This is a genomic window from Glaciihabitans arcticus, from assembly GCF_004310685.1.
In the GTDB taxonomy this organism is placed as follows: Bacteria; Actinomycetota; Actinomycetes; order Actinomycetales; family Microbacteriaceae; genus Conyzicola; species Conyzicola arctica.
The window spans coordinates 1,315,344-1,336,985 of sequence record NZ_SISG01000001.1 but is presented as its reverse complement, the minus strand read 5'-3'; the positions used below and the strand labels follow the sequence as shown (position 1 = coordinate 1,336,985).

The window sequence follows — 21,642 nt, the reverse complement described above, 5'->3', positions numbered from 1 at the left end:
CTGAATCCGTGACGTCGAGCAGGAGTGCAGCCGCTCGCCTGCTCGGCCACCTCGGCGGCATGCTCCTTATCGTGTGGGGTGCGGCGACGGCGGGCTTCCTCGCCCTGAAGCTGATACCGGGCGACCCGGTCGAGGTCATGCTCGGCGTGCAGGCGCAGGTGAGCGAGGAGACCAAGGACGCGATTCGTCGCGACTGGGGTCTCGACCAGCCGGTGCTCGTGCAGTACGCCCAGTACCTGGGTCGACTCGTGCGCGGCGATCTCGGGCAGTCGTACCAGTTGCGGCAACCGGTCGCCGAGACGATCGCCTCGCAGGCGGGGCCGACCCTGGCCCTCACCGGCCTCGCGATCGGCTTCGCGCTCGTTCTTGCCCTGATCGCGGCCCTGCTCGTGCGCGGTCGCCGATGGAACTCGGTCGTGGGGCTGCTCGAGCTCGTTCTCGTGTCGTCGCCGACGTTCTGGATCGGGCTTGTGCTCATCGCCGTCTTCGGCTTCGGGCTGCATTGGTTCCCGGTCACCTCGACGAAGGGTTTCGCGGCGCTTGTGCTGCCGGCGATCACGCTCGCGCTGCCGATCGCGGGCATCCTGAGCCAGGTCTTGCGGCAGGGTCTTGAGGCGGCCGCGACTCAGCCGTTCGCCCTCACCGCCCGCGCCCGCGGCATCGGTTACGCGCGGCTCATCGGCCGCCACACCCTGCGTCACGCCGCCGGCGACGGGATCACGCTGAGCGGCTACATCCTCGGCTCCCTGCTCGGTGGGGCCGTGCTCGTCGAGACGGTGTTCGGTCGGGCCGGGCTCGGCCGCGTGACACTGCGCGCCGTGATCGACCGCGACCTGCCCGTTGTGCTCGGCATCATCGTTGTCGTCGCCGTGCTGTTCGCGATCATCAACCTGTTCGTCGACCTCGCGCACGAGGCTCTCGACCCGCGATTGCGGGTGGCGTCATGACCGTCCTCGTCGCTCGTCGCACCCGCCGACCGGCAGCCCCCGGAGTGGTCATCGCGAGCATCTTCCTCGGGCTGCTGCTCTTCGCCGCGCTCTTCCCGACGCTGGTCACCCCGATCGATCCGCTGCGGGCGCAAATCTCGGACGCACTGCAGGGTCCGAGCGCCGAGCACCTGTTCGGCACCGACCAGTCCGGGCGGGACGTCTTTGCGCGAGTCGTGCACGGCGCGCGCTATTCGCTGGCCGTCGGGTTCGGGGCATCCCTCATCGCACTGGCCGCCGGCCTTCTCATCGGACTGGTCTCGGGCCTCTCGCCCAAGCCGGTGGACACGGTGATCGGCCGCATCATCGTGATCGGGATGGCCTTCCCCGAGTTCCTCGTCGCGCTCCTCGTGATCGCCATCATCGGCCCGGGTCCCTCGAGCCTCGTGATCGCGATAGCGCTCGCAGCCACACCCGCTTACGCGCGGATCGCCCGCTCGCAGACGCTCGTCGTGTCGCGCGCGAGCTACGTGACGGCCGCGGTCTCGCTTGGAGTTCCGCGTTGGCGCTCGGTGCTGCGGCACGTGCTGCCGAACACGCTCGGCCCGCTGCTCGTTATGGCGACGATCGGTGTCGGTACGGCGATCGTCTCGGCGGCCGGCCTGAGCTTCCTGGGTCTCGGTCCCGCAGCCCCGACGCCGGAGTGGGGTGTGATTCTCGCGGAGGGGCGCAACCTGCTCGATCGCGCGCCGTGGGTGGCGCTGTTCCCGGGCCTCGTCATCACGGCGACGGTCATCTCGACGAGTGTCGTCGGCCGCCGCCTGCGGGGAGGTGCCCGTGCTGCGCGTTGAGAATCTCGTGGTCACGATCGGCAGTACCCCCGTCGTCGACGGCATCTCATTCGAGCTCGAGCCGGGGGAGTGCCTCGCCCTGGTCGGGGAATCCGGCTCCGGCAAGACCATGACCGCGAACGCCCTGCTCGGGCTGTCGCCCGGCGCGGTGACCGCCGACGTGCTCTCGATCGACGGCCGCGATGCGCGCGGTTACGGCGAGCGGGACTGGCGGAACCTGCGGGGCCGCTCCGTGGCACTGGTGAGCCAGGATGCGCTTGTGGCGTTGGATCCGCTGCGGCGAGTGGGCGCCGAGGTCGCGGAAGCCCTTGAAGTGCACGAGGGCTCGCTCACCCGCGCGCAGGTCGGGGCACGGGTCATCCAGAGCCTGCAGAACGTGGCGATGCCGGATGCCGCGGCTCGCGCCACCCAGTACCCGCACGAGCTCTCCGGGGGCCTTCGTCAACGAGCCCTGATCGCGTCGGCTCTTGTGGCCGGCCCCGGCCTCCTGGTCGCGGACGAGCCGACGACCGCCCTCGATGCAACGGTGCAGGCGCAGATCCTCGACCTGTTGGGCGAGTTGAAGGCGCAGGGTCTCGGCCTGCTGCTCATCAGCCATGACCTGACACTGGTGGCGCGGCTCGCGGACCGGGTTGCCGTGATGCGTGAGGGCCGAATCGTGGAGACGGGTGCAGTCGCCGAGGTGCTGGGTAACCCGCGGCATGAGTACACCCGGGTGCTGCTCGCGGCCGCGCCCACCCCACGCACGACGTTCGTCGAGGGCGGCGACACCGTGCTGGAGGCCCGCGGGCTCACGAAGCGCTACGGTGCCCGCACCGCGGTAGACGACGTGTCGCTCTCGCTCCGTGCAGGCCAGACGCTCGGCATCGTGGGGGAGTCCGGCTCGGGCAAGAGCACGGTCGCTCGCCTGCTGCTGGCGCTCGAGCGGTCGGATGCGGGTGAGGTGCTGCTCGACGGTGAGCCGTGGAGCGTGCAGGCCGAGGCGCAGCGGCGGGCTCGCCGTGCGCGCATCCAGCTCATCGACCAGGACCCGTTCGGCGCCTTCGACCCGCGCTGGAGCGTGGAGCGCATCCTCGGCGAGAGCGTTGCGCTCAGCGAGAAGGTCTCCAAGCAGAGAGTGCTCGAACTCCTGCATCAGGTCGGCCTCGGCGAAGCGCACCTGAACCGGAGGGCGCGCGAGCTCTCCGGCGGCCAGCGGCAGCGCGTCGCGATCGCTCGCGCGCTCGCTCGTCGGCCAGGGATTCTCGTCTGCGATGAGCCGGTATCCGCACTCGACGTATCGATCCAGGCGCAGGTGCTCGAGCTGCTGTCATCCCTGCAGCGGGAGCTCGGCCTCTCGATGATCTTCATCTCGCACGATCTCGCCGTGATCGCCCAGATGAGCGACCGGATAGTGGTCATGAAGGACGGCGCTGTCGTTGAGCAGGGGGAGGCGAGTTCGGTGCTGCGGGAGCCGCGGCATCCGTTCACGAAGCTGTTGCTCGAAACTTAACTTGTTCTATGTTAAATAGAACAATAGAATCTACCCATGTTGATTCGCGTAGACCCCGGCTCGGTGATCCCGCTGTTCGAGCAGCTCGCCGCCGCCGTGCGCTCGGAGGTGCTGCGCGAGTCGGTGAAGACCGGCGAGCGACTGCCCGCAGCCCGCGAGCTCGCCGAGACCCTCGACATCAACGTGCATACCGTGCTGCGTGCGTACCAGCTGCTGCGCGATGAAGGACTCGTCGACCTGCGTCGCGGCAGGGGAGCGGTCGTCACCGATCGCGCCCGCGACTATGCGGCGCTCGCCGCCGTGCTGCCCCAACTCGTAGCCGAGGCCAAACGCCTCGACCTGTCACCCACCGCGCTCGCCGCGCTCATTCGAGAGGCCTACTGATGATCCGTGCATTCAGCCCCACCCAGCGCATCCGCATCATCCTGATCGCCGGGGTCGTGCCGTTGGTCATCGCCGTGGTGGGTGTGATCGCCCTGCTGTCCTGGACCGACCTGCCCGACCCGATCGCCGTGCACTGGGGGCCGACCGGTTCTGCGGACGGCTATGGCAGCCTGCTCGGGCTCGCCACGTTGTTCCTGCTCAGCGTGGTCGCCTTCGCCGCGATCGTCACCGTTGCAATCGCGCGCCTGCGAGCAAGCACGCGCCCCTCGGCCCAGCCGCGCTTCCTCGTCGGCATGAGCGTCTGGTTCGCCACGCTGCTCACTGCTGTGCTCGTCGGATCGGTCGGCATCCAGCGGGGGCTCGAGGATGCCGCGGCCGCTCCATCCGTATTGCCCGTGCTGGGCCTGGCTCTTGTCGCCGCCACCCTGCTCGGGCTGATCGCCGGTCTCGTGGCCCCGAAACCGGTCACCCTCGAACCGAGCTCGGTCGAGGAGCCGAGATTCGCGCTCGCGCCCGAGGAGCGCGCCGTCTTCACCCGCACCATCGCCCCGTCGCGGATCGCGATCGTGTCCTTCGCCGCGGCGACCATTCTCGTCATCGCGACGGCCGTGCTCGTGGCCGTCGTCGGCCGCCCGGCGATGTTCGTGATCATCGCCGTCGTGTCGCTGGTGCTCGTGCTGTCGTTCGCGAGCCTCAACTGGCGCCTGCGCATCGGGCGCGACGGGGTGCGGCTGCGCGCGGCCGGGGGATATCCGAGGTTCACCGTGCCGATCGACGAGATCGCCGCAGCATCCGTCGTCGACGTGCAGGCGATGGCCGAGTTCGGCGGGTGGGGAATCCGATTCGGCGCGGGTGGGCGCACCGGCGTCATCCTGCGATCGGGCGAAGCCCTCGAGATCACCCGGCACACCGGCCGCAGCCTTGTGGTGACTGTCGACGACGCCGCGACCGCCGCCGGTCTCGTGAACGGGCTGGTGCAGCGCTCCCGCGCGTGAGGAAGCTCTCATCTGGCCCTCATCTGCGAGCGCCGCTCGGCATACTTGACCCATGAGCGCGCGTGGATTGCCGAGATGGTCGGTGCGCGCGCGCATCCTCGCCTCGATGCTCGTCGTCACGGCCGTCGGTATGGCCCTCGCGGGGGCCGTCACCTTCCTGGTGCAGCGTGAGCGCACCCTCGAGGAGATGGACGCCCGCCTGCTCGGCAGCATCGAGACGGCGCGCATCATCGTCTCGGGTGACGCACCGACGACCGCGACCGACGGTACGGTCGGTCAGGGCCAGGTCTTCCCGACCGTGAGGGCCGCCCTGCAGGGAATTCTCGAGAGCGACGTTCCTGCCCATGACGAGAGCGCGCTGGGCATCATCGACGGTGTCGCCTCGTACGTGCCCGGCGTCGAAGTCGATATCCACCTCGAGAACGAAGACGCCTTCGTCTCCCGCATCGTCGAGGAAGTCGATGACGGCAGCGTACGCCAGGGCACCGCCGTGGTCGCGGGCACCAACGTGCGCTATATCGCGAGCCCGATCGAGGTGGCCGGAGATCCCGAGCAGGGCATCTACCTCGTGACGCTGAACTCCGACGAGGAACTCGACGAACTCGTTTCCGCGTTCAGCACGTACGCGCTCGTCGCCCTGTTGGCCCTTCTCGTCACGGGGCTGGTCGGCTGGTTCGTGGCGGGCACGCTGCTGCGGCCGATCCGTCGGCTTCGCGCCGCGGCATCCCGAATCACCGCCTCTGATCGCAACGAGCGCATCATCGTCGAGGGGCGGGATGACGTCTCGGAGCTCACCGTGACCGTGAACGACATGCTCGACCGCCTCGACTCGGCCATGAACAGCCAGCACCAGCTGCTCGACGACGTGCGGCACGAACTGAAGACGCCGCTGACTATTCTGCGAGGCCACCTCGAACTCGTCGATTCATCGAAAGTGGATGACGTCGAGGCGACGCGCGCCCTAGCCCTGGACGAGCTCGACCGCATGGCAGCCCTCGTCGATGACATCGACACCTGGGCCAGCGTGCAGTCGAGCACCCCGAACCTCGAGGAGGTGGATGTGGCGGCCTTCACGGATTCGGTTTTCGCGAAGGCGAGCGCACTTCCCGACCACTCGTGGGAGCTGTCCGGCCGGGCGACGGGGGTCGCCCGGCTGGATGCGCATCGGGTCACCCAGGGCTGGCTGCAGCTCGTCGACAACGCCGCCAAGTACTCGCCGACGGGGTCAACGATCGTGCTCGGCAGCCTCGTGACCAACGGCGCGGTCGAGTTCTGGGTGCAGGACGCCGGACCGGGTATTCCCGCGGGGTCCGAGGACCGCATCTTCGAGCGCTTCGGGCGCATCGACGCCGGTCGCGGCATCCACGGATCCGGACTTGGCCTGCCCATTGTGCGGTCGATCGCGCACGCGCACGGCGGTCGCGTGAGCCTCGCCTCGAGTGACGCGGGCTCGCGCTTCGGCATCGTGATACCCCTGACGGAAGGCCCCCAGTGAGCAGCATCCTCATCGCGGAAGACGAGTCGCGCATCTCGAGTTTCGTCGAGAAGGGTCTTCGGGCCGCCGGCTACAGCGCAACCATCGTCGAGACCGGTCCGGATGCCCTCGCTCACGCGCTGAGTGGCAGCTATGACCTCGTGCTGCTCGACATCGGACTCCCTCAGCTGGACGGCTTCGAGGTGCTGCGGCGCCTCCGGGCGCGGGACACGACGATTCCGGTGATCATGCTCACCGCACGCACCTCGCTCGGGGACACCGTCGCCGGGCTCGATGGTGGAGCGAACGACTACATCCCGAAGCCGTTCAAGTTCGACGAGCTGTTGGCCCGGGTTCGGGTGCGACTGCGCGATGCCGGACAGGGCGCTTCGACGACGCTCTCCCACGGGCGTGTGTCGCTCGACCTGCACACCCGACGCGCCACCATCGGCGACCGCCAGGTGGATCTCTCCGCCCGCGAGTTCGCCCTCGCCGAAGAGTTCCTGCGTCACCCGGAGCAGGTGCTGAGCCGCGAGCAGCTGCTCAGCCGGGTCTGGGGCATCGACTTCGACCCCGGTTCCAACGTGGTGGACGTCTACGTGCGGTACCTGCGCGACAAACTCGGCGCCGACGTCATCGAGACCGTGCGCGGCATGGGCTACCGCCTGAGCTGAGCGGGCTCGCTCACGCGTTCGAGCCGGGCGCACAAAAGCCCCCGGCGAACCGGGGGCCTTGTCTGAGTGCTGCCTAATCGTCGGAGCCGTGTCCGCCGCCGTGGCCGGAGCTGTCGTCTGAGCCGCCTCGACCGCTACCCGAGTTGTCGTCGTCGCCCGAGCGGTCGCGCCCGCCGTGGTGGCCGGAGTCATCGGTTCCGCTGTGGTGATCCGAGTCGTCCGTGCCCGAGCTGTGGTGGGTCCCGGAGCTGTGGTGGCCGCTGTCGTCGGACGAGCTGCTGGATGACGGTGCCGGGGTCGGCGTCACCGGAGTGGCCGGGTTGTCACCGCTGCCCTGGTCGGCGGTGCCGTCATCGTCGGTGCTGTTCGACGGCGAGTTGCTGGGGGTGGGCGAGTTCGTCGACGAGATCGGCGCGACGGGTGCCGGGCTGTTCGACTCGGTCGCGGCGGTCGCGCCGGCGATGGCACCGCCAACGGCGAGAGTGAGGCCGATGACTGCAGCTCCGGCGATGGCCGGCCAGTTCTTCTTGATTGTGAGGTTCATGAGTGTTCTCCTTGGGGTGTGGGTTCTCTCGAACCGAATACCTCAAGCCTCGCGGCGGTTGATGAGACACCAACCAGAGGGCGATGAGATCGCTCTCATCTAGTCGTCGGAACCGCCGCCGCCACCCTTACCGCTGTTGCTGGATCCGCTGCTGTCATCGTCGTCCGAACCTCCGCCGCGGCCGCTGTTGTCGCCGTGGTCGTCGCCGACGTCTTCGGACCCGTGCGGGGTGACGGCAACGGGAGCCGTGGAGGTCGGGAGGGGAGTCGCGGGAGTCGGGGCATCCGGAGCAGGCGTCACGACGAGCGGGTCGACCTGCACAACGCGCCCCGAGTCGCTCGGAGCCGTGGCCGCCGCAACGACCGCCGCACCCGCGCCGACGACGATGACGGCGCCCACGATCAGGGCGGGCAGCAGGATGGCACGGCGCATGCTCCCATGATGCCCTCGCTCGCGAACTCTCGCAGCGAACATGAGAGCATCCTCATCGGCTGTGGCGTAAACTCGTGGAACTGGCAGTGATCCGTTATCAGCGGGGAGCCTTCGGAAGAACACTATTGCTGGTTGAGTAGGCCGCCCGCGGCCATATCGAAACCCGCGACAGCAAGTAGAACCGAACAGCAGTTTGAGTGGCGAGGCGAGAGCAGCGCAAGCGGGGTGGTACCGCGGCCGAGAGGTCGTCCTCGTGCAGAGACGAATCGCACAGGAGACCACATGCCGTACCCCCTCAACGCCCCCGATGCGAACGGCGTGCCCGCGTCGCCCAACTTCCCGGCGATCGAGGAGGGCATCCTCGCATTCTGGAAGGGCGACAACACCTTCCAGGCGTCCATCGACCAGCGCGAGGGCAACGACGAGTGGGTCTTCTACGACGGCCCGCCCTTCGCGAACGGCCTGCCCCACTACGGTCACCTGCTGACCGGATACGCGAAGGACCTGTTCCCGCGCTTCCAGACCATGCGCGGCAAGCAGGTGCACCGCCGCTTCGGCTGGGACACCCACGGCCTGCCCGCCGAGCTCGAGGCGATGCGCCAGCTCGGCATCACCGAGAAGTCGCAGATCGAGGAGATGGGCATCGCGACGTTCAACGCGAAGGCCCGCGAGTCGGTGCTCGAGTACACGAAGGAGTGGGAGGAGTACGTCACCCGCCAGGCCCGCTGGGTCGACTTCGAGAACGACTACAAGACCCTCGACGTGACCTATATGGAGAGCGTCATCTGGGCGTTCAAGCAGCTGCACACCAAGGGTCTCGCCTACGAGGGCTACCGCGTGCTGCCGTACTGCTGGCATGACGAGACGCCTCTGTCGAACCATGAACTGCGTATGGATGACGACGTCTACAAGATGCGCCAGGACCAGACGGTGACGGTCACGTTCCCGCTCGTCGGTGCAAAGGCCGAGGCACTCGGTCTCACGGCCGTTCGCGCGCTCGCGTGGACCACCACGCCCTGGACCCTGCCCACGAACTTCGCGCTCGCTGTCGGCCCCGCGATCGCCTATGCCGTGGTGCCGTCCGGACCGCTCGGGGCCGGCGACGGTGCCGAGGAGGGCGTGGCCGAGTACCTGCTCGCGCTCGACACGGTCGGCGCCTATGCAAAGGACCTGGGCTACGCGACTCCCGCAGAAGCCGTCGATGCCGTGAGCCGCACCGTCACCGGTGCCGAGCTCGAGGGCGTCGACTACGACCGACTGTGGGACTATTACGCCGACGTCGAGGAGTGGGGACTGCAGAACGCCTGGAAGATCCTCGTCGCCGACTACGTCGCCACCGGCGAGGGCACCGGAATCGTGCACCAGGCGCCCGCGTACGGTGAAGACGACCAGATCGTGACCGGAAAGGCGGGCATCCCGGTCATCATCTCCGTCGACGACGGCGGCAAATTCCTGCCGATCATCACGGATGTCGCCGGTCTGCAGGTCTTCGAGGCCAACAAGCCGCTCACCCAGAAGCTGCGCGCCGACGGCCGCCTGCTGCGCGTCGCGAGCTACGAGCACAGCTACCCGCACTGCTGGCGCTGCCGCAACCCGCTGATCTACAAGGCCGTGTCGAGCTGGTTCGTGCGCGTGCCCGAGTTCCGCGACCGCATGGGCGAGCTGAACCAGGAGATCAACTGGGTTCCCGACAACGTCAAGGACGGCCAGTTCGGCAAGTGGGTGGGCAACGCCCGCGACTGGTCGATCTCTCGCAACCGCTACTGGGGCAGCCCGATCCCGGTGTGGAAGAGCGACAATCCCGAGTTTCCGCGCATCGACATCTACGGCTCGCTCGCCGAGATCGAGGCAGACTTCGGACGGCTGCCGCTCAATGAGGCCGGCGGGCCCGACCTGCACCGTCCCTTCATCGACGACCTGACGCGCCCGAACCCCGACGACCCGAGCGGCCAGTCGACCATGCGCCGTATCGAGGACGTGCTCGACGTCTGGTTCGACTCCGGCTCGATGCCGTTCGCCCAGGTGCACTACCCGTTTGAGAACCAGGAGTTCTTCGAGGAGCACAACCCCGCCGACTTCATCGTCGAGTACATCGGGCAGACGCGCGGCTGGTTCTACGTGATGCACGCGCTGTCGACGGCGCTGTTCGATCGCCCCGCGTTCAAGAACGTGATCAGCCACGGCATCGTGCTCGGTTCCGACGGCCAGAAGATGTCGAAGAGCCTTCGCAACTACCCGAACGTCGCCGAGGTCTTCGACCGCGACGGCGCCGACGCCATGCGCTGGTTCCTGATGTCGAGCTCGGTGATCCGCGGAGGCAACCTCGTGGTGACCGAGGAGGGCATCCGCGAGGGTGTGCGCCAGCTGCTGCTGCCTCTGTGGAGCACGTACTACTTCTTCACGCTCTATGCGAATACGAGCGGGTTGAGTAGCGACGAAGGAGCGTATCGAAACCCAGCGGACGGTTTCGATACGGCCGCGGGCGGCCTACTCAACCAGCGTGGGTACACCGCCCAATGGCGCACCGACTCCACAAACGTGCTCGACCGGTACCTGCTGGCGAAGACGCATCAGCTGGTGGTGGATGTCACGGCTCACCTCGAACGCCTCGACAGCCCCCTCGCCGCCCAGTCGCTGCGCGACTTCGCCGACGTGCTGACGAACTGGTACGTGCGTCGCAGCCGTGACCGTTTCTGGGTCGGAACGGACACCAACGCGTTCGACACCCTGTTCACCGTGCTCGAGACGGTCACCCGTGTCGCGGCCCCGCTGCTGCCGCTCGTCTCGGAGGAGATCTGGCAGGGGCTCACCGGTGGCCGCAGCGTGCACCTCGAGGACTGGCCCGAGGCGAGCGCCTTCCCGCAGGACGACGAGCTTATGGCGGTCATGGACCGCGTGCGCGAGATCGCTTCCTCGGGTCTCGCCCTGCGCAAGGCGAAGAGCCTGCGCGTGCGTCTTCCCCTCGCGAGCCTCACCGTGGTGACCGCGGAGACCTCGGGACTCGCCGGATTCTCGGCGATCCTGCGCGAGGAGCTCAACACGAAGGACGTGTCCTTCGAGGTACTCGAAGCGGGCAGCCTCGAGCGTCACGGCATCTCGCGCAAGCTCAGTGTCAACGCGCGGTCGCTCGGTCCGCGGTTGGGCAAGCAGGTGCAGAGCGTCATCCAGTCGTCAAAGGCGGGCGACTGGTCTGTTCAGGGCGACGGTGTGCGCGTGGGGGAGATCGACCTGCTGCCGGGCGAATTCGAGCTCGAGCTGCACTCGGCCGACGAGTCGAGCGCCATCGCGTTCCTCTCCGACGGCGGCTTCGTGATCCTCGATACCGAGATGACGCCGGAGCTTGAGGCCGAAGGGCTCGCGCGCGACGTCATCCGCGCCATCCAGGACACTCGCAAGGCGGCCGGGCTGAACGTGAGCGACCGCATCTCGCTGAGCATCATCGGCGACGCCGACGATCTCACGGCACTCTCGAATTACGAGGCTACGATCGCCGCCGAGACCCTTGCCACCGAGGCGAACTTCACGGTCGGCGAGGTACCGGAAGTCGGTGCCGCGGTCGACACCAGGGCCGGCGGGCAGCGCACCACGCTTGCCGCCGGACAGTACGCGAACACCGGTGTGCTCGTGATCGATGTACGCAAGGCAGGAGCAGTGAATGTCTGACACCACACCCCCGAAGGACCCGTTCGACCGCGAGGGCGGCCAGTCGGATCGGGATGACGACTACGACGAGCGCCTGGATGCCGAGGCCGACGAGCCGCTGCACCCGCTCGCCGACCTCAGCCCCTTCTCCGAGCCGGATGACGGCTCCGAAGGCACCAACCTCGACGAGGATTCCGACTGGGAGCTCGAGGACACCGAGTACCAGGAGGACGCCGACGCGGTCTACGAGCAGCTGCTCGCCCGCATCGGTGAGGCGGCCCCGCAGCCGCGCCTCGAGGCCACGCGGCGCGTCGTCGAACTGCTCGGCGACCCGCATCGCGCGTACCCGATCATCCACATCACCGGCACCAACGGAAAGACCTCGACGAGTCGGCTGACCGAGAGCATTTTGCGCGCCTACGGCCTGCGCACGGGCCTCATGACAAGCCCACACCTCGTGCGCGTCAACGAACGCATCGTGATCGACGGCAAACCGATCAGCAACCGCGCCCTCGCTGTCAACTGGGACGACATCCAGCCCTACCTCCTGATGGTGGATGCCGAACTCGCAGCCGCGGGCGATCCCGAGCTCACCTTCTTCGAGGCTCTCACCGTGCTCGCGTTCGCGAGCTTCGCCGACGCACCCGTCGACGTCGCGATCATCGAGGTCGGCATGGGCGGCGAGTGGGATTCCACGAACGTCGCCGACGGCCAGGTTGCCGTCTTCACCCCGATCGCGCTCGACCACACCCAGCGACTCGGCTCGACCGTTGCGGAGATCGCGCGCACGAAGTCGGGCATCATCAAGCCCGCGGCGTCCGTGGTCTCGGCGCTCCAGAGCCCCGAGGCCCTCGCCGAGCTGCAGCGCGCGGCGGAACTCACCGAGTCGACCTTCGCGCTGCAGGGCAGCCAGTTCGCCCTCGAATCGACGACCGTCGCGGTCGGCGGCCAGCTCATCTCGGTTCGCGGCCTCGCCGAGACCTACAGCGATCTGTTCCTTCCCCTGTTCGGCGATCACCAGGCGCAGAACGCGGCGGTCGCTATCGCTGCCGTGGAGTCCTTCCTCGGTGGTGGCACCCAGCCGCTCGTCGGCGACGTGCTCGCCGAAGGGCTCGCCACGGCTACGTCGCCCGGTCGCCTGCAGATCATCGGCACTGATCCGACTGTGCTCGTGGACGCGGCGCACAATCCGCACGGTGCAGCGGCGCTCGCCAGCGCGCTGGGGTCGTACTTCACGTTCGACGAGATCACCGTGGTGATCGGTGTGCTCGACGACAAGGACGCCCGCGGCATCATCGAAGCACTCGCCCCGATCACCGAGCGCTTCCACGTGACCCAGTCGCAATCCGATCGCGCCGTGCCCTACGACCAACTCGCCGAACTCGTGCTCGAGATCACGCACGAGGACGCGACCTACCAGTTCGAGTCCTTCGAGCACGCGCTCTCCGACGCCCGCGCGTGGGCGGCCGAGGAGCCGCGTCGCGGCGTCGTCGTCACCGGATCCATAACCCTGGTCGGCGAGGCCATCGCCCTCGCCGCGATCGAGGGGTGGAAGTAGTGGCTCGAGTTCGCGTGAAGCGCGAGCGCTCCGTCTCGGAGTCGCTGCTCTCGATCGTGCTCGCCCTCGAGGCGCTGCTCATCTTCTTCGCGCTGCTCACTGCCTTCGGGCTGCGCACGGCAGAGCCCGCACTCGCCTTCGGCGGCGGGGGAGCGCTCATCGTGCTGCTCGTTCTCGCCGGGCGCCTGCTGATGTACCCGTGGGGAGTCTGGCTCGGCTGGGCTCTGCAGCTCGTGATCATCGCCACGGGCATCCTGCTGCCACTCATGTATGTCATCGGACTGGGCTTTCTCGCGCTCTGGATCTTCTGCTTCGTTCGCGGCAGGCAGATCGATGCGCAGAAGGCCGAATACCTTCGCAACAACCCCCCAATAAATACCGAGGAGAACAACGCATGAGCGTCGAAGAGACACTGGTACTGATCAAGCCCGACGGCGTCGCGCGCAACCTGACCGGCGAGATCCTTCGCCGCATCGAGGCGAAGGGCTACCAGCTCGTCGACGTCAAGATGCTCGAGGCGCCCCGCGAGCTGCTCGCCGCGCACTACGCCGAGCACGAGGGCAAGCCGTTCTACGAGCCGCTCGTCGAGTTCATGGAGAGTGGCTCGATCGTCGCGCTCCGCGTCGCCGGCAACCGCGTCATCGAGGGCTTCCGCTCGCTCGCGGGCACGACCGACCCGTCGACGGCAGCGCCCGGAACGATTCGTGGCGACCTCGGCCGCGACTGGGGCCTCAAGGTGCAACAGAATCTCGTGCACGGCAGCGACTCGGTCGAGAGCGCCGAGCGCGAACTCGCCCTCTGGTTCCACTAGCTTTCACCTAGCTATTCGGTAGTCGCCGCCGCGTCATCGATGCTTCCCACGAAGGTGAGGAACTCGGTGGCGTCGGTGGGCGACCCGACGTAGAGCTGGCCGTTCACCAGAACCGTCGGCGTGTTCTCCACCTCTGCGAGGTCCGAGTTCGGCAGCGGGCCGCGTGCGCGCTCGGTCGCCTGCGTGACCCAGTTCTTGAAGCTCTCGTTGCGAACGCAGTTCTGGATGTCCCCGCTCTCCGCTCCCTCCGACGCAAGCACCTCCAGCAGCTGGTCGTCGGTCATGCCGGTGGTGCCCTCCGTGGGCTGGTTCACGAACAGCGCGGCGTTCACACCCAGGTACAGCGTCGGCTCGTAGTTGGCGACGCAGGCCGCGGCGTTCGCGGCCCGGCTCGAGTACCGATTGCCCTGCGATGTGCCGTCGAGGAACGAGACCGGGTGGATCTCGAGTGAGGCGATCCCGCCCGCGACCCAGGTGGCGATGTTCTCGCCGTTCGCCGTCTCGAAGTCTTTGCAGAACGGGCACTGGTAGTCGAGGTAGACGACGATCGAGACACCCGACGCCGGATCCTGCGGGGTAGGCGTGGGGGACTCGTCCACCTCGAGGGCCGGGGTCTCCACCGGCACGATCTTGTCGCCGTCGCCGAGAAACTGGATGCCGTCACTCGACATGTTCAGCGGGCTCGCGGCTGCGGGCTTCACCACGTTCATCAGCACGATCACGATGATCACGGCGGCCGCGATCGCCGCGAGCAGCACCGAGCCCTGGATGAGCCAGCGGTTGCGCCTCTTTCGCCTGGCCGCGGCCTCGCGCAGCTCGCGCGCGTGCTCGCGGGCCTCGTCGCGACGCTCGCGCTTGGTGGTGGGTGCGGGGGTCATGTCGCGCTCCTTCCGCTAGATGTGGTTGATCACGTCGAGCCGCAGCTGCGCGATCGCTGCGATGACGAGGTAGGCGCCGAAGGTGATCGTGGGCGTCCAGCGGTAGAGCGCTGCGGAAGTGGACCGCAGCGTCATCCCGCCCCCGAAGACGCCGGAGGAGAGGTTTCGAAGAGTCACCACCAGGAACAGGGGGATGGTGACCGACCAGGTGACCATGCACCACGGGCATAGGGTTCCGAGCACGAAGATGCTCTGGCTGATCAGCCAGATGACGAAGGCGAGACCAAGAGCGACGCCGGCGTTGAACGTGATCCAGTACCAGCGGTCGAAGCGCGCACCGGCTAGCAGTGCGGCGCCGACCACGATCGGAGCGATCCACGCGCCGAGTCCGATGATCGGGTTCGGGAAACCGAGAAGCGAGCCCTGCCACGACTCGAGATTCGCCGAACACTGCACCAGCACACTGAAGTCACAGCCGAGCGAATCCTGCGGATCGGTGAGCAGCGCGAACTTCTCCACGGTCAGGGCGAAGGCGGCGAGCCAGCCGATCGCGCCCGCGAGGATCATGAAAATAGCGAGGGCGAGAGGGCGTTTTTCGACGACGGGCAGGGTCACCCCGGGATTATTGCACGGGTTGAAGCACGTCCAACTGGGAATGCATGCGATAATCGGGGTACGTCTAACCGGGCCGCGCCCAGCCAGACGCAACAACAAGCTTTCCGGGCAGCAATCCGGGCCACCGACCAGCGAACGCTGAGGTGAGCGGATAGCCAGCTCCGGTGCGCAGAAGTGACAGCAATGCGCAGTAGTGACCAAGGCGAAGTGACCAGAGCAACAGTGTTCGTCAGCAATAGTGCTGAGTAGCACTGACTAACTGCCGGTCGCAGGCCATAAGGATTAGTAGCGGACCCGCTCCGGCGGGTCATCGCACGAGAGAGTACCCCGGTGGGGCGCGGTTTCCACCCGGGCGAGGAGTGCACCACTCATGGTGAATGACAACCAGACCAACGAACCGAAAAAGCGTCGCGGACTGTTCGGCTCGCGCAAGGCGGCGCCTGAACCCGTAGCCGCCCCCGTGCCTGAGCCCGTCGTCGAGGCGCCCGTTGAAGCACCGGTCGCCGAGGCACCCGCCGCCGAAGCTCCGACCGAGGCACCCGCCGAGAAGGCTCCCGCTGCGAAGCGTGCACCGGCCAAGCGCAAGCCGGCGGTCGAGGCGATCGTCGATCCGGCTCTTGTAGACACTGACGCCGAGGTCGACGAAGAACCCTTCAAGGTCGAAGACGCCCCGAAGGCACGTACCCGCTCGCGCAAGCCCGCTGGTGCTTCCGCCGCATCTGGTGGTGCAGAGGATGACGCAGAGCCCACCGAGGCCCCCGCGCCGCTGACCACCACGTCGCTGCTGTTCCAGGCTCCCGCCATCGACCCGCTGCCCCCGCTGCGCGCCCCGCGCGGTGGCCGCGACTCACAGCCCGCCCGTGACGGTTCCGGCCGCGACGGTGCTCGCGACGCCGACCCGCAGGACGAGACCACCGGCGTCCGTCGCCGCTCACGCCGTCGCCCGGGTGAAGAGGCCCGCGACGGAGATGACGCGCCCAACACCGTCGTACGCGTGCGCCAGCCGCGCCCCGAGCCCGTGCTCAGCAACGAACCCACCCGGGTCAAGGGATCCACCCGTCTCGAGGCCAAGAAGCAGCGTCGCCGCGATGGCCGTGACGCAGGGCGTCGCCGTCCGGTCATCACTGAGAGCGAGTTCCTCGCCCGCCGCGAGTCGGTCGACCGCACCATGGTCGTGCGCTCCAAGTTCGAGCGCATCCAGATCGCCGTGCTCGAAGACGGTGTGCTCGTCGAGCACTACGTCGCCAAGAGCCAGGACATGTCCCTCATCGGAAACGTGTACCTCGGTCGCGTGCAGAACGTGCTTCCCTCCATGGAGGCGGCCTTCGTCGATATCGGACGCGGCCGCAACGCCGTGCTCTACTCCGGAGAGGTCGACTGGGATGCAGCGGCCGAGAACTCGGCGGAGGGCAAGCAGCAGGCCCGCCGCATCGAGCTCGCGCTCAAGCCGGGCGACAAGGTGCTCGTGCAGGTCACGAAGGATCCGGTCGGCCACAAGGGCGCCCGTCTCACATCGCAGATCTCCCTCCCGGGCCGCTACCTCGTCTACGTGCCCAACGGCTCGATGAACGGCATCAGCCGCAAGTTGCCCGACACCGAGCGCGCACGCCTCAAGAAGATCCTCAAGGAGGTGCTGCCCGAGAACACCGGTGTCATCGTCCGCACCGCGGCCGAGGGCGCGACCGAAGAGCAGCTCACGCTTGACGTCAGCCGCCTCACGAGCCAGTGGGCAGAGATCAGCCGCCTCGTCGAGACCGCTCAGGCGCCCGTGCTGCTGCACTCGGAGCCCGACCTGCTCATCAAGATCATCCGTGACGTCTTCAACGAGGACTTCCACAAGCTCGTCATCGAGGGCGGCGACGCCCAGGAGGTCATCGAGGCCTACCTGCGCTCCGTCGCTCCCGACCTCATCGACCGCGTCGAGACCTACGAGGGAACCGCCGACTCGTTCGACGCGCACCGCGTGAGCGAGCAGATCGAGAAGGCGCTCGACCGCAAGGTCTGGCTGCCATCCGGTGGATCGCTCGTCATCGACCGTACCGAGGCCATGACCGTCGTCGACGTCAACACCGGCAAGTTCGTCGGCTCGGGCGGAAACCTCGAAGAGACGGTCACCAAGAACAACCTCGAGGCCGCCGAAGAAATCGTGCGCCAGCTGCGCCTGCGCGACATCGGTGGAATCATCGTCGTCGACTTCATCGACATGGTGCTCGAGTCGAACCGCGACCTCGTGCTGCGGCGCCTCGTCGAGTGCCTCTCGCGTGACCGCACCAAGCACCAGGTCGCCGAGGTCACCTCGCTCGGCCTCGTACAGATGACACGTAAGAAGCTCGGTCTCGGTCTGCTCGAGACCTTCTCGGAGCCGTGCGAGCACTGCGCCGGCCGCGGAATCATCGTGCACCACGACCCCGTCACCAAGCACCGCCCGCAGACCCAGACCGAGCAGCCCTCGACCGGTGGTCGCCGTGGGCGTGGCAAGGGTGGATCGTCATCCGGAAGCAACGGCAACGGCAACAACCAGGGTGGCTCTGCCAGCACCGCGCCCAAGAACGGCAATGGAGCACAGACCCACGCGATCACCGAGGACGTGCGCCACGCGCTCGCCCAGATCGCCACGGCAACCGTGCCGCACGCCGAGACCCCGACCGAGGCCATCGAGATCGTCAGCGCTCCGGTCACCGCTCCCGAGGTCGCTGTCGCGGCCGCCGAGAGTGCCGTCGCGATCCTCGACATCCCGGTGCAGAAGCAGCGCAACCAGCGCCGTATCAGCACCAAGGACGCCGAGTCGATCCTCGACTCCGTGCTCGAAGCACTGCCCGAGCCGAAGCAGGCCGGACAGGGTCGCCGCACCTCGCGTCGCGCCGGCAGCTCCGGTGCCGTGGTGAGCGCGCCGATCTCCGAGGACTAAGCAGGCAACCTAGAATTGGCGGGTGGGGACTCGCTTGGAACACCGTCATCCGGTGTCTGAGCACCCCACCCGCCCTCTTCTCGTTAAAGCGCGCATTTCGCCGGCGCGCTGGACCTGGCTCGCGGTCGGCCTGGGCGGCATCGCCGCGCTGTTCGTCATCCGGAGCCTGACGGCAGAGACCATCGATGCGGGTTTGCCGAACCAGCTGCAGGACCTGCTGACCCTGGCGATCAGCGTGATCGTCGAGTCGATGCCGTTTGTCATCCTCGGCATTCTGCTGTCGATCGTTGTGCAGGTCTGGGTGCCCGACACCTGGATCGTCAGGCTGCTGCCGAAGAACCCGTTCGCCCGGCGCGCAGTGATCTCTTTTCTCGGGATGTTCCTGCCGGTCTGTGAGTGCGGCAACGTGCCTCTCGCGCGCGGGTTGATGGTCAAGGGCTTTACGGTCTCCGAGTCGATGACGTTCCTGCTGGCGGCGCCGATCCTCAACCCGATCACGATCATCACGACGCACGCCGCATTCGGCTGGGACGGCTGGGTGCTCGTCGGACGACTCGTCGGCGGCTTCGTCATCGCAAACCTCATCGGCTGGCTGTACAGCCGTCATCCCGACCAGCAGTCCCTGCTGACGCCGCGGTTCGCTGCGGAATGCCGGGTCACCCCGTCGCACGATCACGGCTCGCGGTGGACCGAGAGCGTCACCCTGTTCGTACGGGAGACCTCGGTCATCATGCCCGCACTTTTCATCGGCTCGGTCGTGGCCGGCGCGATCCAGGTGCTGGTGCCGCGCGCGCTGCTCGTGACCCTCGGCAGCAACCCGCTGTGGTCGATCCTCGCGATGCTGCTGCTGGCCTTCGTGATCTCGGTCTGTTCCAATGTGGATGCGTTCTTCATCCTCCCGTTCGCGAGCACGTTCCTACCGGGGTCGATAGTCGCCTTCCTCGTCTTCGGGCCGATCATCGACATCAAGATGCTCGCCCTACTGCGCACGACGTTCACGACGAGGACCATCGTGCAGCTGACCATTGTCGTCGCGCTCCTGAGCGCTCTGCTGGGACTGGTGATCAACCTTGTGGCTTAACCTTCAGCGTTGGAGCGGACTCGCGCTCTCGACCGTGGTCGTCGTCGCGACGCTGTGGCTCGCGATCACCAACCAGTTGATCCTCTACATCCACCCGCGCTACGTGGTGTTCACGGTCATCATGGCCGTGCTCGCCCTCGGGGTCGCCGTGCTCGCGCTTGTTCTGCCGCCGGCGCACGACCACGAGGAGCCGGTCACGGGCTGGCGTAAGGCGCTCTCGGTGAGCGCAATGGTGCTCACCGTCGCGATCGCCGCAGCTCTCATCGTCGTGCCGCCCGCGACCCTCACGAGCGCCACTGCGGGACAGCGGGAGCTCAACAGCACCAGCGTCGGGGCCGACGCGCAGACGGTGGACGGGGCATCCTCGCAATCCGCCGCCGCCTTCGTGAAGTTCACCGTCGTCGACTGGGCGTCGCTGCTGCGGCAGACGAGCGACACCGCCTTCTACGGCGGCAAGGGTGCCGACGTGGTCGGTTTCATCACCGCCGACGAGGATGACCCGCAGAACGTGTTCTGGGTGTCCCGCTTCATCGTCACCTGCTGCGCGGTCGACGCGCAGCCGATCGGCGTGCCCGTCTACGCGCCCGACTGGGAGTCGAGCTACGAGCTCGACGGCTGGGTGCGGGTAGCGGGTGAGTTCGAGAGCAACCCGAGCCGCGACAGCTCGCACCCGATCGCGCTGGTGCCCTCGAAGATCAGCAAGATAGAGATGCCCGATGAGCCCTACCTATTCTGAGCGCTCCTTTCGCCGGCTGTTCTCCACGCTCGTCGTGACCCTTCTGGTGCTGTGCGCCGGCTTCCTCGGGCTGGGGATGCTGCAGGGACCGAAGCTCTCCAGCGCACAGTTGGACATCACGCGCGCCATCGACCAGCCGGGACAGCTGTTGAGGCTCTTCGGCAACCAGGCGATCGCGGCGGTCGACGCGTCCCAGGTGACGGTGACGCCCGCCGCACCCTTCACCGTGGAGACCTCCGGCGAAGTGGTCGCACTCGCCTTCACCGAGCGGCTGCGGTACAACACCGCCTACAGCGTGCGCGTGACGGGAGTCACAACGACAGCCGACGAGCGGGAGTCGGAGTGGAGCTACGCGTTCGAGACATCCGCGCCGCCGCTCGTCTACCTCGATCGCGGCGCGGAGACCGATGAGATCATCCGCACGGGTGTGAGCGGCAACGAGCGCACTGTGCTGTGGTCGGCACCGCACATCCAGGACTTCGCGGTGCTCGGCCAGGCGCTGGCCGTGGTGACGCTCACCGACCGGCAGACGAGCGAGCTCGCCCTCGTGGACCCGGCCGACGGCAGCACGGAGGTCATCACCCTGCCCGCGGACGGTGCGATCACTCAGTTCGCCGCGTCCGATACGGGCGTGCTCGGCTTCAGCTTCACGAGCAAGGAGCCAGTCGCGGGTGGTGACCTCGTGCGCACGCTGATGCGCCTCGACCTCGATGCCGGTCGCGCACCGGTTGCGGTCGAGGGGCTCGGCGGCGCGGCGCTCAGCGTGCTCGACTGGATGTTCGTGCCCGGCAGCGCCAACCTCATCGCCCAGACCGGCGACCAGAGTGTGATGCTCGTCGAGGCGGGCGGCGGCATCCTGCCCCTCGGCCAGTACGCCGAGATCGACCACTTGTCGATCGACGGCACGGTGCTCACGGTGCGTGACACGTTCGGCTCGCTCTCGCTGACCATTCCCGACCTCGACGAGCAGCGCATCACCCCGTCTCCGCTCGATGCGGCGCAGACCTTTGGCGGCGAACTCGTCATCCAGCCCGACGGCACCCGCGTTCAGAAGGTGGTCGTGCCGCTTCTCGACACCGCCGGCTTCGCCTCCTATCTGGTGCAGGATGACGGCACCGCCGCGCGAGCCGTCTACCAGACCGTCGATCACGCCGGCAGCATCGAGCGATTCGAGCTCTCGCCGAACGGGCAGTACGCCGTGATCGAGACGGTGCCGGATGTCGCGACCGCCGTCTCGGACGACTACTTCCTCGACGCGCGCGACACGAGTGTCACGACCGTGATCGTGGATCTCGAGACCGGCGCCGTCGTTCGCACATTCGACGGGTTCGCGGTGAGCTGGTAGCTACAGCCCGCGCTTCTCCTTCTGCGTGATCCGTAGCCCGCTGTCACGTAGCCGAGTGACCATCTCGCGCACTCCGACCGGAGTCGCGCCCTGGGCGACGAGCGCGTCGTACCGCTCGGCCGGCACGTCGTAGTGGTCCCCGTCGAAGCCGCGGCGGGGCAGACCGGCGATCTCGGCGAATGCGTGCAATTCGTCCAAAGACTCGTCGCTGACGAGGTGCGCCCATAGAGTGTTGTGTGCCGGCCATATCGGTTGGTCGATCAGCACGGTCATACAACGAGTTTAGAGAGAAGGGC

Annotated in this window: 20 protein-coding genes; 15 read left to right on the top strand and 5 right to left on the bottom strand. The window is 67.5% G+C overall.

Going from position 1 to position 21,642, the window contains the following annotated elements; translation table 11 throughout:
* The first annotated feature begins 8 nt into the window (after nt 1-8).
* The 7 genes from EYE40_RS06405 to EYE40_RS06375 are packed head-to-tail and all read left to right on the top strand — an operon-like array spanning nt 9 to nt 6,796.
* On the top strand, nt 9-947 hold the full coding sequence (locus EYE40_RS06405) for an ABC transporter permease (protein WP_240034734.1): 939 nt from the start codon (nt 9-11) through the stop codon (nt 945-947).
* Entirely contained in the window at nt 944-1,777 is an 834-nt protein-coding gene (locus EYE40_RS06400; RefSeq protein ID WP_130981171.1) for an ABC transporter permease, read from the top strand. The genes EYE40_RS06405 and EYE40_RS06400 overlap by 4 nt, the downstream gene beginning before the upstream one ends.
* On the top strand, nt 1,758-3,269 hold the full coding sequence (locus EYE40_RS06395) for a dipeptide ABC transporter ATP-binding protein (protein ID WP_476702010.1): 1,512 nt from the start codon (nt 1,758-1,760) through the stop codon (nt 3,267-3,269). The genes EYE40_RS06400 and EYE40_RS06395 overlap by 20 nt, the downstream gene beginning before the upstream one ends.
* A 36-nt stretch (nt 3,270-3,305) precedes the next feature.
* Nucleotides 3,306-3,653, top strand: a complete 348-nt coding sequence (locus tag EYE40_RS06390) for a GntR family transcriptional regulator (RefSeq protein WP_130981169.1) — start codon at nt 3,306-3,308, stop codon at nt 3,651-3,653.
* Nucleotides 3,653-4,648: a DUF1648 domain-containing protein gene (locus EYE40_RS06385; RefSeq protein ID WP_130981168.1), complete on the top strand. Its 996-nt coding sequence runs from the start codon at nt 3,653-3,655 to the stop codon at nt 4,646-4,648. Before EYE40_RS06390 ends, EYE40_RS06385 begins: the two co-directional genes overlap by 1 nt.
* 52 nt (nt 4,649-4,700) lie before the next feature.
* On the top strand, nt 4,701-6,143 hold the full coding sequence (locus EYE40_RS06380) for a sensor histidine kinase (RefSeq protein WP_130981167.1): 1,443 nt from the start codon (nt 4,701-4,703) through the stop codon (nt 6,141-6,143).
* Nucleotides 6,140-6,796 (top strand): response regulator transcription factor, encoded by a 657-nt coding sequence (locus tag EYE40_RS06375; RefSeq protein WP_130981166.1) that lies wholly within the window; start codon nt 6,140-6,142, stop codon nt 6,794-6,796. The genes EYE40_RS06380 and EYE40_RS06375 overlap by 4 nt, the downstream gene beginning before the upstream one ends.
* A gap of 73 nt (nt 6,797-6,869) precedes the next feature.
* Here the strand turns inward: EYE40_RS06375 and EYE40_RS06370 are convergent, their stop codons facing one another.
* Complete coding sequence (locus tag EYE40_RS06370; RefSeq protein WP_130981165.1) at nt 6,870-7,340, bottom strand: hypothetical protein; 471 nt, start codon at nt 7,338-7,340, stop codon at nt 6,870-6,872.
* A gap of 99 nt (nt 7,341-7,439) precedes the next feature.
* On the bottom strand, nt 7,440-7,772 hold the full coding sequence (locus tag EYE40_RS06365; protein ID WP_130981164.1) for a hypothetical protein: 333 nt from the start codon (nt 7,770-7,772) through the stop codon (nt 7,440-7,442).
* A gap of 282 nt (nt 7,773-8,054) precedes the next feature.
* Here EYE40_RS06365 and ileS point away from each other — a divergent pair, with 282 nt between their 5' ends.
* From ileS to ndk, 4 genes are read left to right on the top strand one after another with little or no spacing between them, the layout of a single operon-like run.
* A complete protein-coding gene (gene ileS / locus EYE40_RS06360) occupies nt 8,055-11,435 on the top strand; it encodes an isoleucine--tRNA ligase (protein ID WP_130981163.1) in 3,381 nt (1,126 codons plus the stop codon).
* Nucleotides 11,428-12,972 carry a bifunctional folylpolyglutamate synthase/dihydrofolate synthase gene (locus tag EYE40_RS06355; RefSeq protein ID WP_130981162.1) on the top strand — a complete coding sequence of 515 codons (1,545 nt, stop codon included), beginning with the start codon at nt 11,428-11,430 and terminating at the stop codon, nt 12,970-12,972. The genes ileS and EYE40_RS06355 overlap by 8 nt, the downstream gene beginning before the upstream one ends.
* Entirely contained in the window at nt 12,972-13,370 is a 399-nt protein-coding gene (locus tag EYE40_RS06350) for a DUF4233 domain-containing protein (protein WP_130981161.1), read from the top strand. Before EYE40_RS06355 ends, EYE40_RS06350 begins: the two co-directional genes overlap by 1 nt.
* On the top strand, nt 13,367-13,783 hold the full coding sequence (ndk, locus tag EYE40_RS06345) for a nucleoside-diphosphate kinase (protein ID WP_130981160.1): 417 nt from the start codon (nt 13,367-13,369) through the stop codon (nt 13,781-13,783). Before EYE40_RS06350 ends, ndk begins: the two co-directional genes overlap by 4 nt.
* Nucleotides 13,784-13,794: 11 nt before the next feature.
* Here ndk and EYE40_RS06340 read toward each other — a convergent pair whose 3' ends face one another.
* Nucleotides 13,795-14,661: a DsbA family protein gene (locus EYE40_RS06340; protein WP_130981159.1), complete on the bottom strand. Its 867-nt coding sequence runs from the start codon at nt 14,659-14,661 to the stop codon at nt 13,795-13,797.
* A gap of 15 nt (nt 14,662-14,676) precedes the next feature.
* Nucleotides 14,677-15,276: a vitamin K epoxide reductase family protein gene (locus tag EYE40_RS06335; protein WP_240034732.1), complete on the bottom strand. Its 600-nt coding sequence runs from the start codon at nt 15,274-15,276 to the stop codon at nt 14,677-14,679.
* Nucleotides 15,277-15,646: 370 nt separating this feature from the next.
* Between EYE40_RS06335 and EYE40_RS06330 the strand changes: the two genes are divergently transcribed.
* Genes EYE40_RS06330 through EYE40_RS06315 form a run of 4 tightly spaced genes read left to right on the top strand, consistent with a single transcriptional unit; the run spans nt 15,647 to nt 21,346 of the window.
* Nucleotides 15,647-18,184 carry an Rne/Rng family ribonuclease gene (locus EYE40_RS06330; protein WP_130981158.1) on the top strand — a complete coding sequence of 846 codons (2,538 nt, stop codon included), beginning with the start codon at nt 15,647-15,649 and terminating at the stop codon, nt 18,182-18,184.
* A gap of 52 nt (nt 18,185-18,236) precedes the next feature.
* Entirely contained in the window at nt 18,237-19,265 is a 1,029-nt protein-coding gene (locus tag EYE40_RS06325) for a permease (protein WP_130981157.1), read from the top strand.
* Nucleotides 19,255-20,001 (top strand): TIGR03943 family putative permease subunit, encoded by a 747-nt coding sequence (locus EYE40_RS06320; RefSeq protein WP_130981156.1) that lies wholly within the window; start codon nt 19,255-19,257, stop codon nt 19,999-20,001. Before EYE40_RS06325 ends, EYE40_RS06320 begins: the two co-directional genes overlap by 11 nt.
* Complete coding sequence (locus EYE40_RS06315) at nt 19,982-21,346, top strand: hypothetical protein (RefSeq protein WP_130981155.1); 1,365 nt, start codon at nt 19,982-19,984, stop codon at nt 21,344-21,346. The genes EYE40_RS06320 and EYE40_RS06315 overlap by 20 nt, the downstream gene beginning before the upstream one ends.
* On the opposite strand, the gene EYE40_RS06310 is transcribed toward EYE40_RS06315, so the two are convergent.
* Nucleotides 21,347-21,619 carry a DUF4031 domain-containing protein gene (locus EYE40_RS06310; protein ID WP_130981154.1) on the bottom strand — a complete coding sequence of 91 codons (273 nt, stop codon included), beginning with the start codon at nt 21,617-21,619 and terminating at the stop codon, nt 21,347-21,349.
* Nucleotides 21,620-21,642 lie beyond the last annotated feature (23 nt).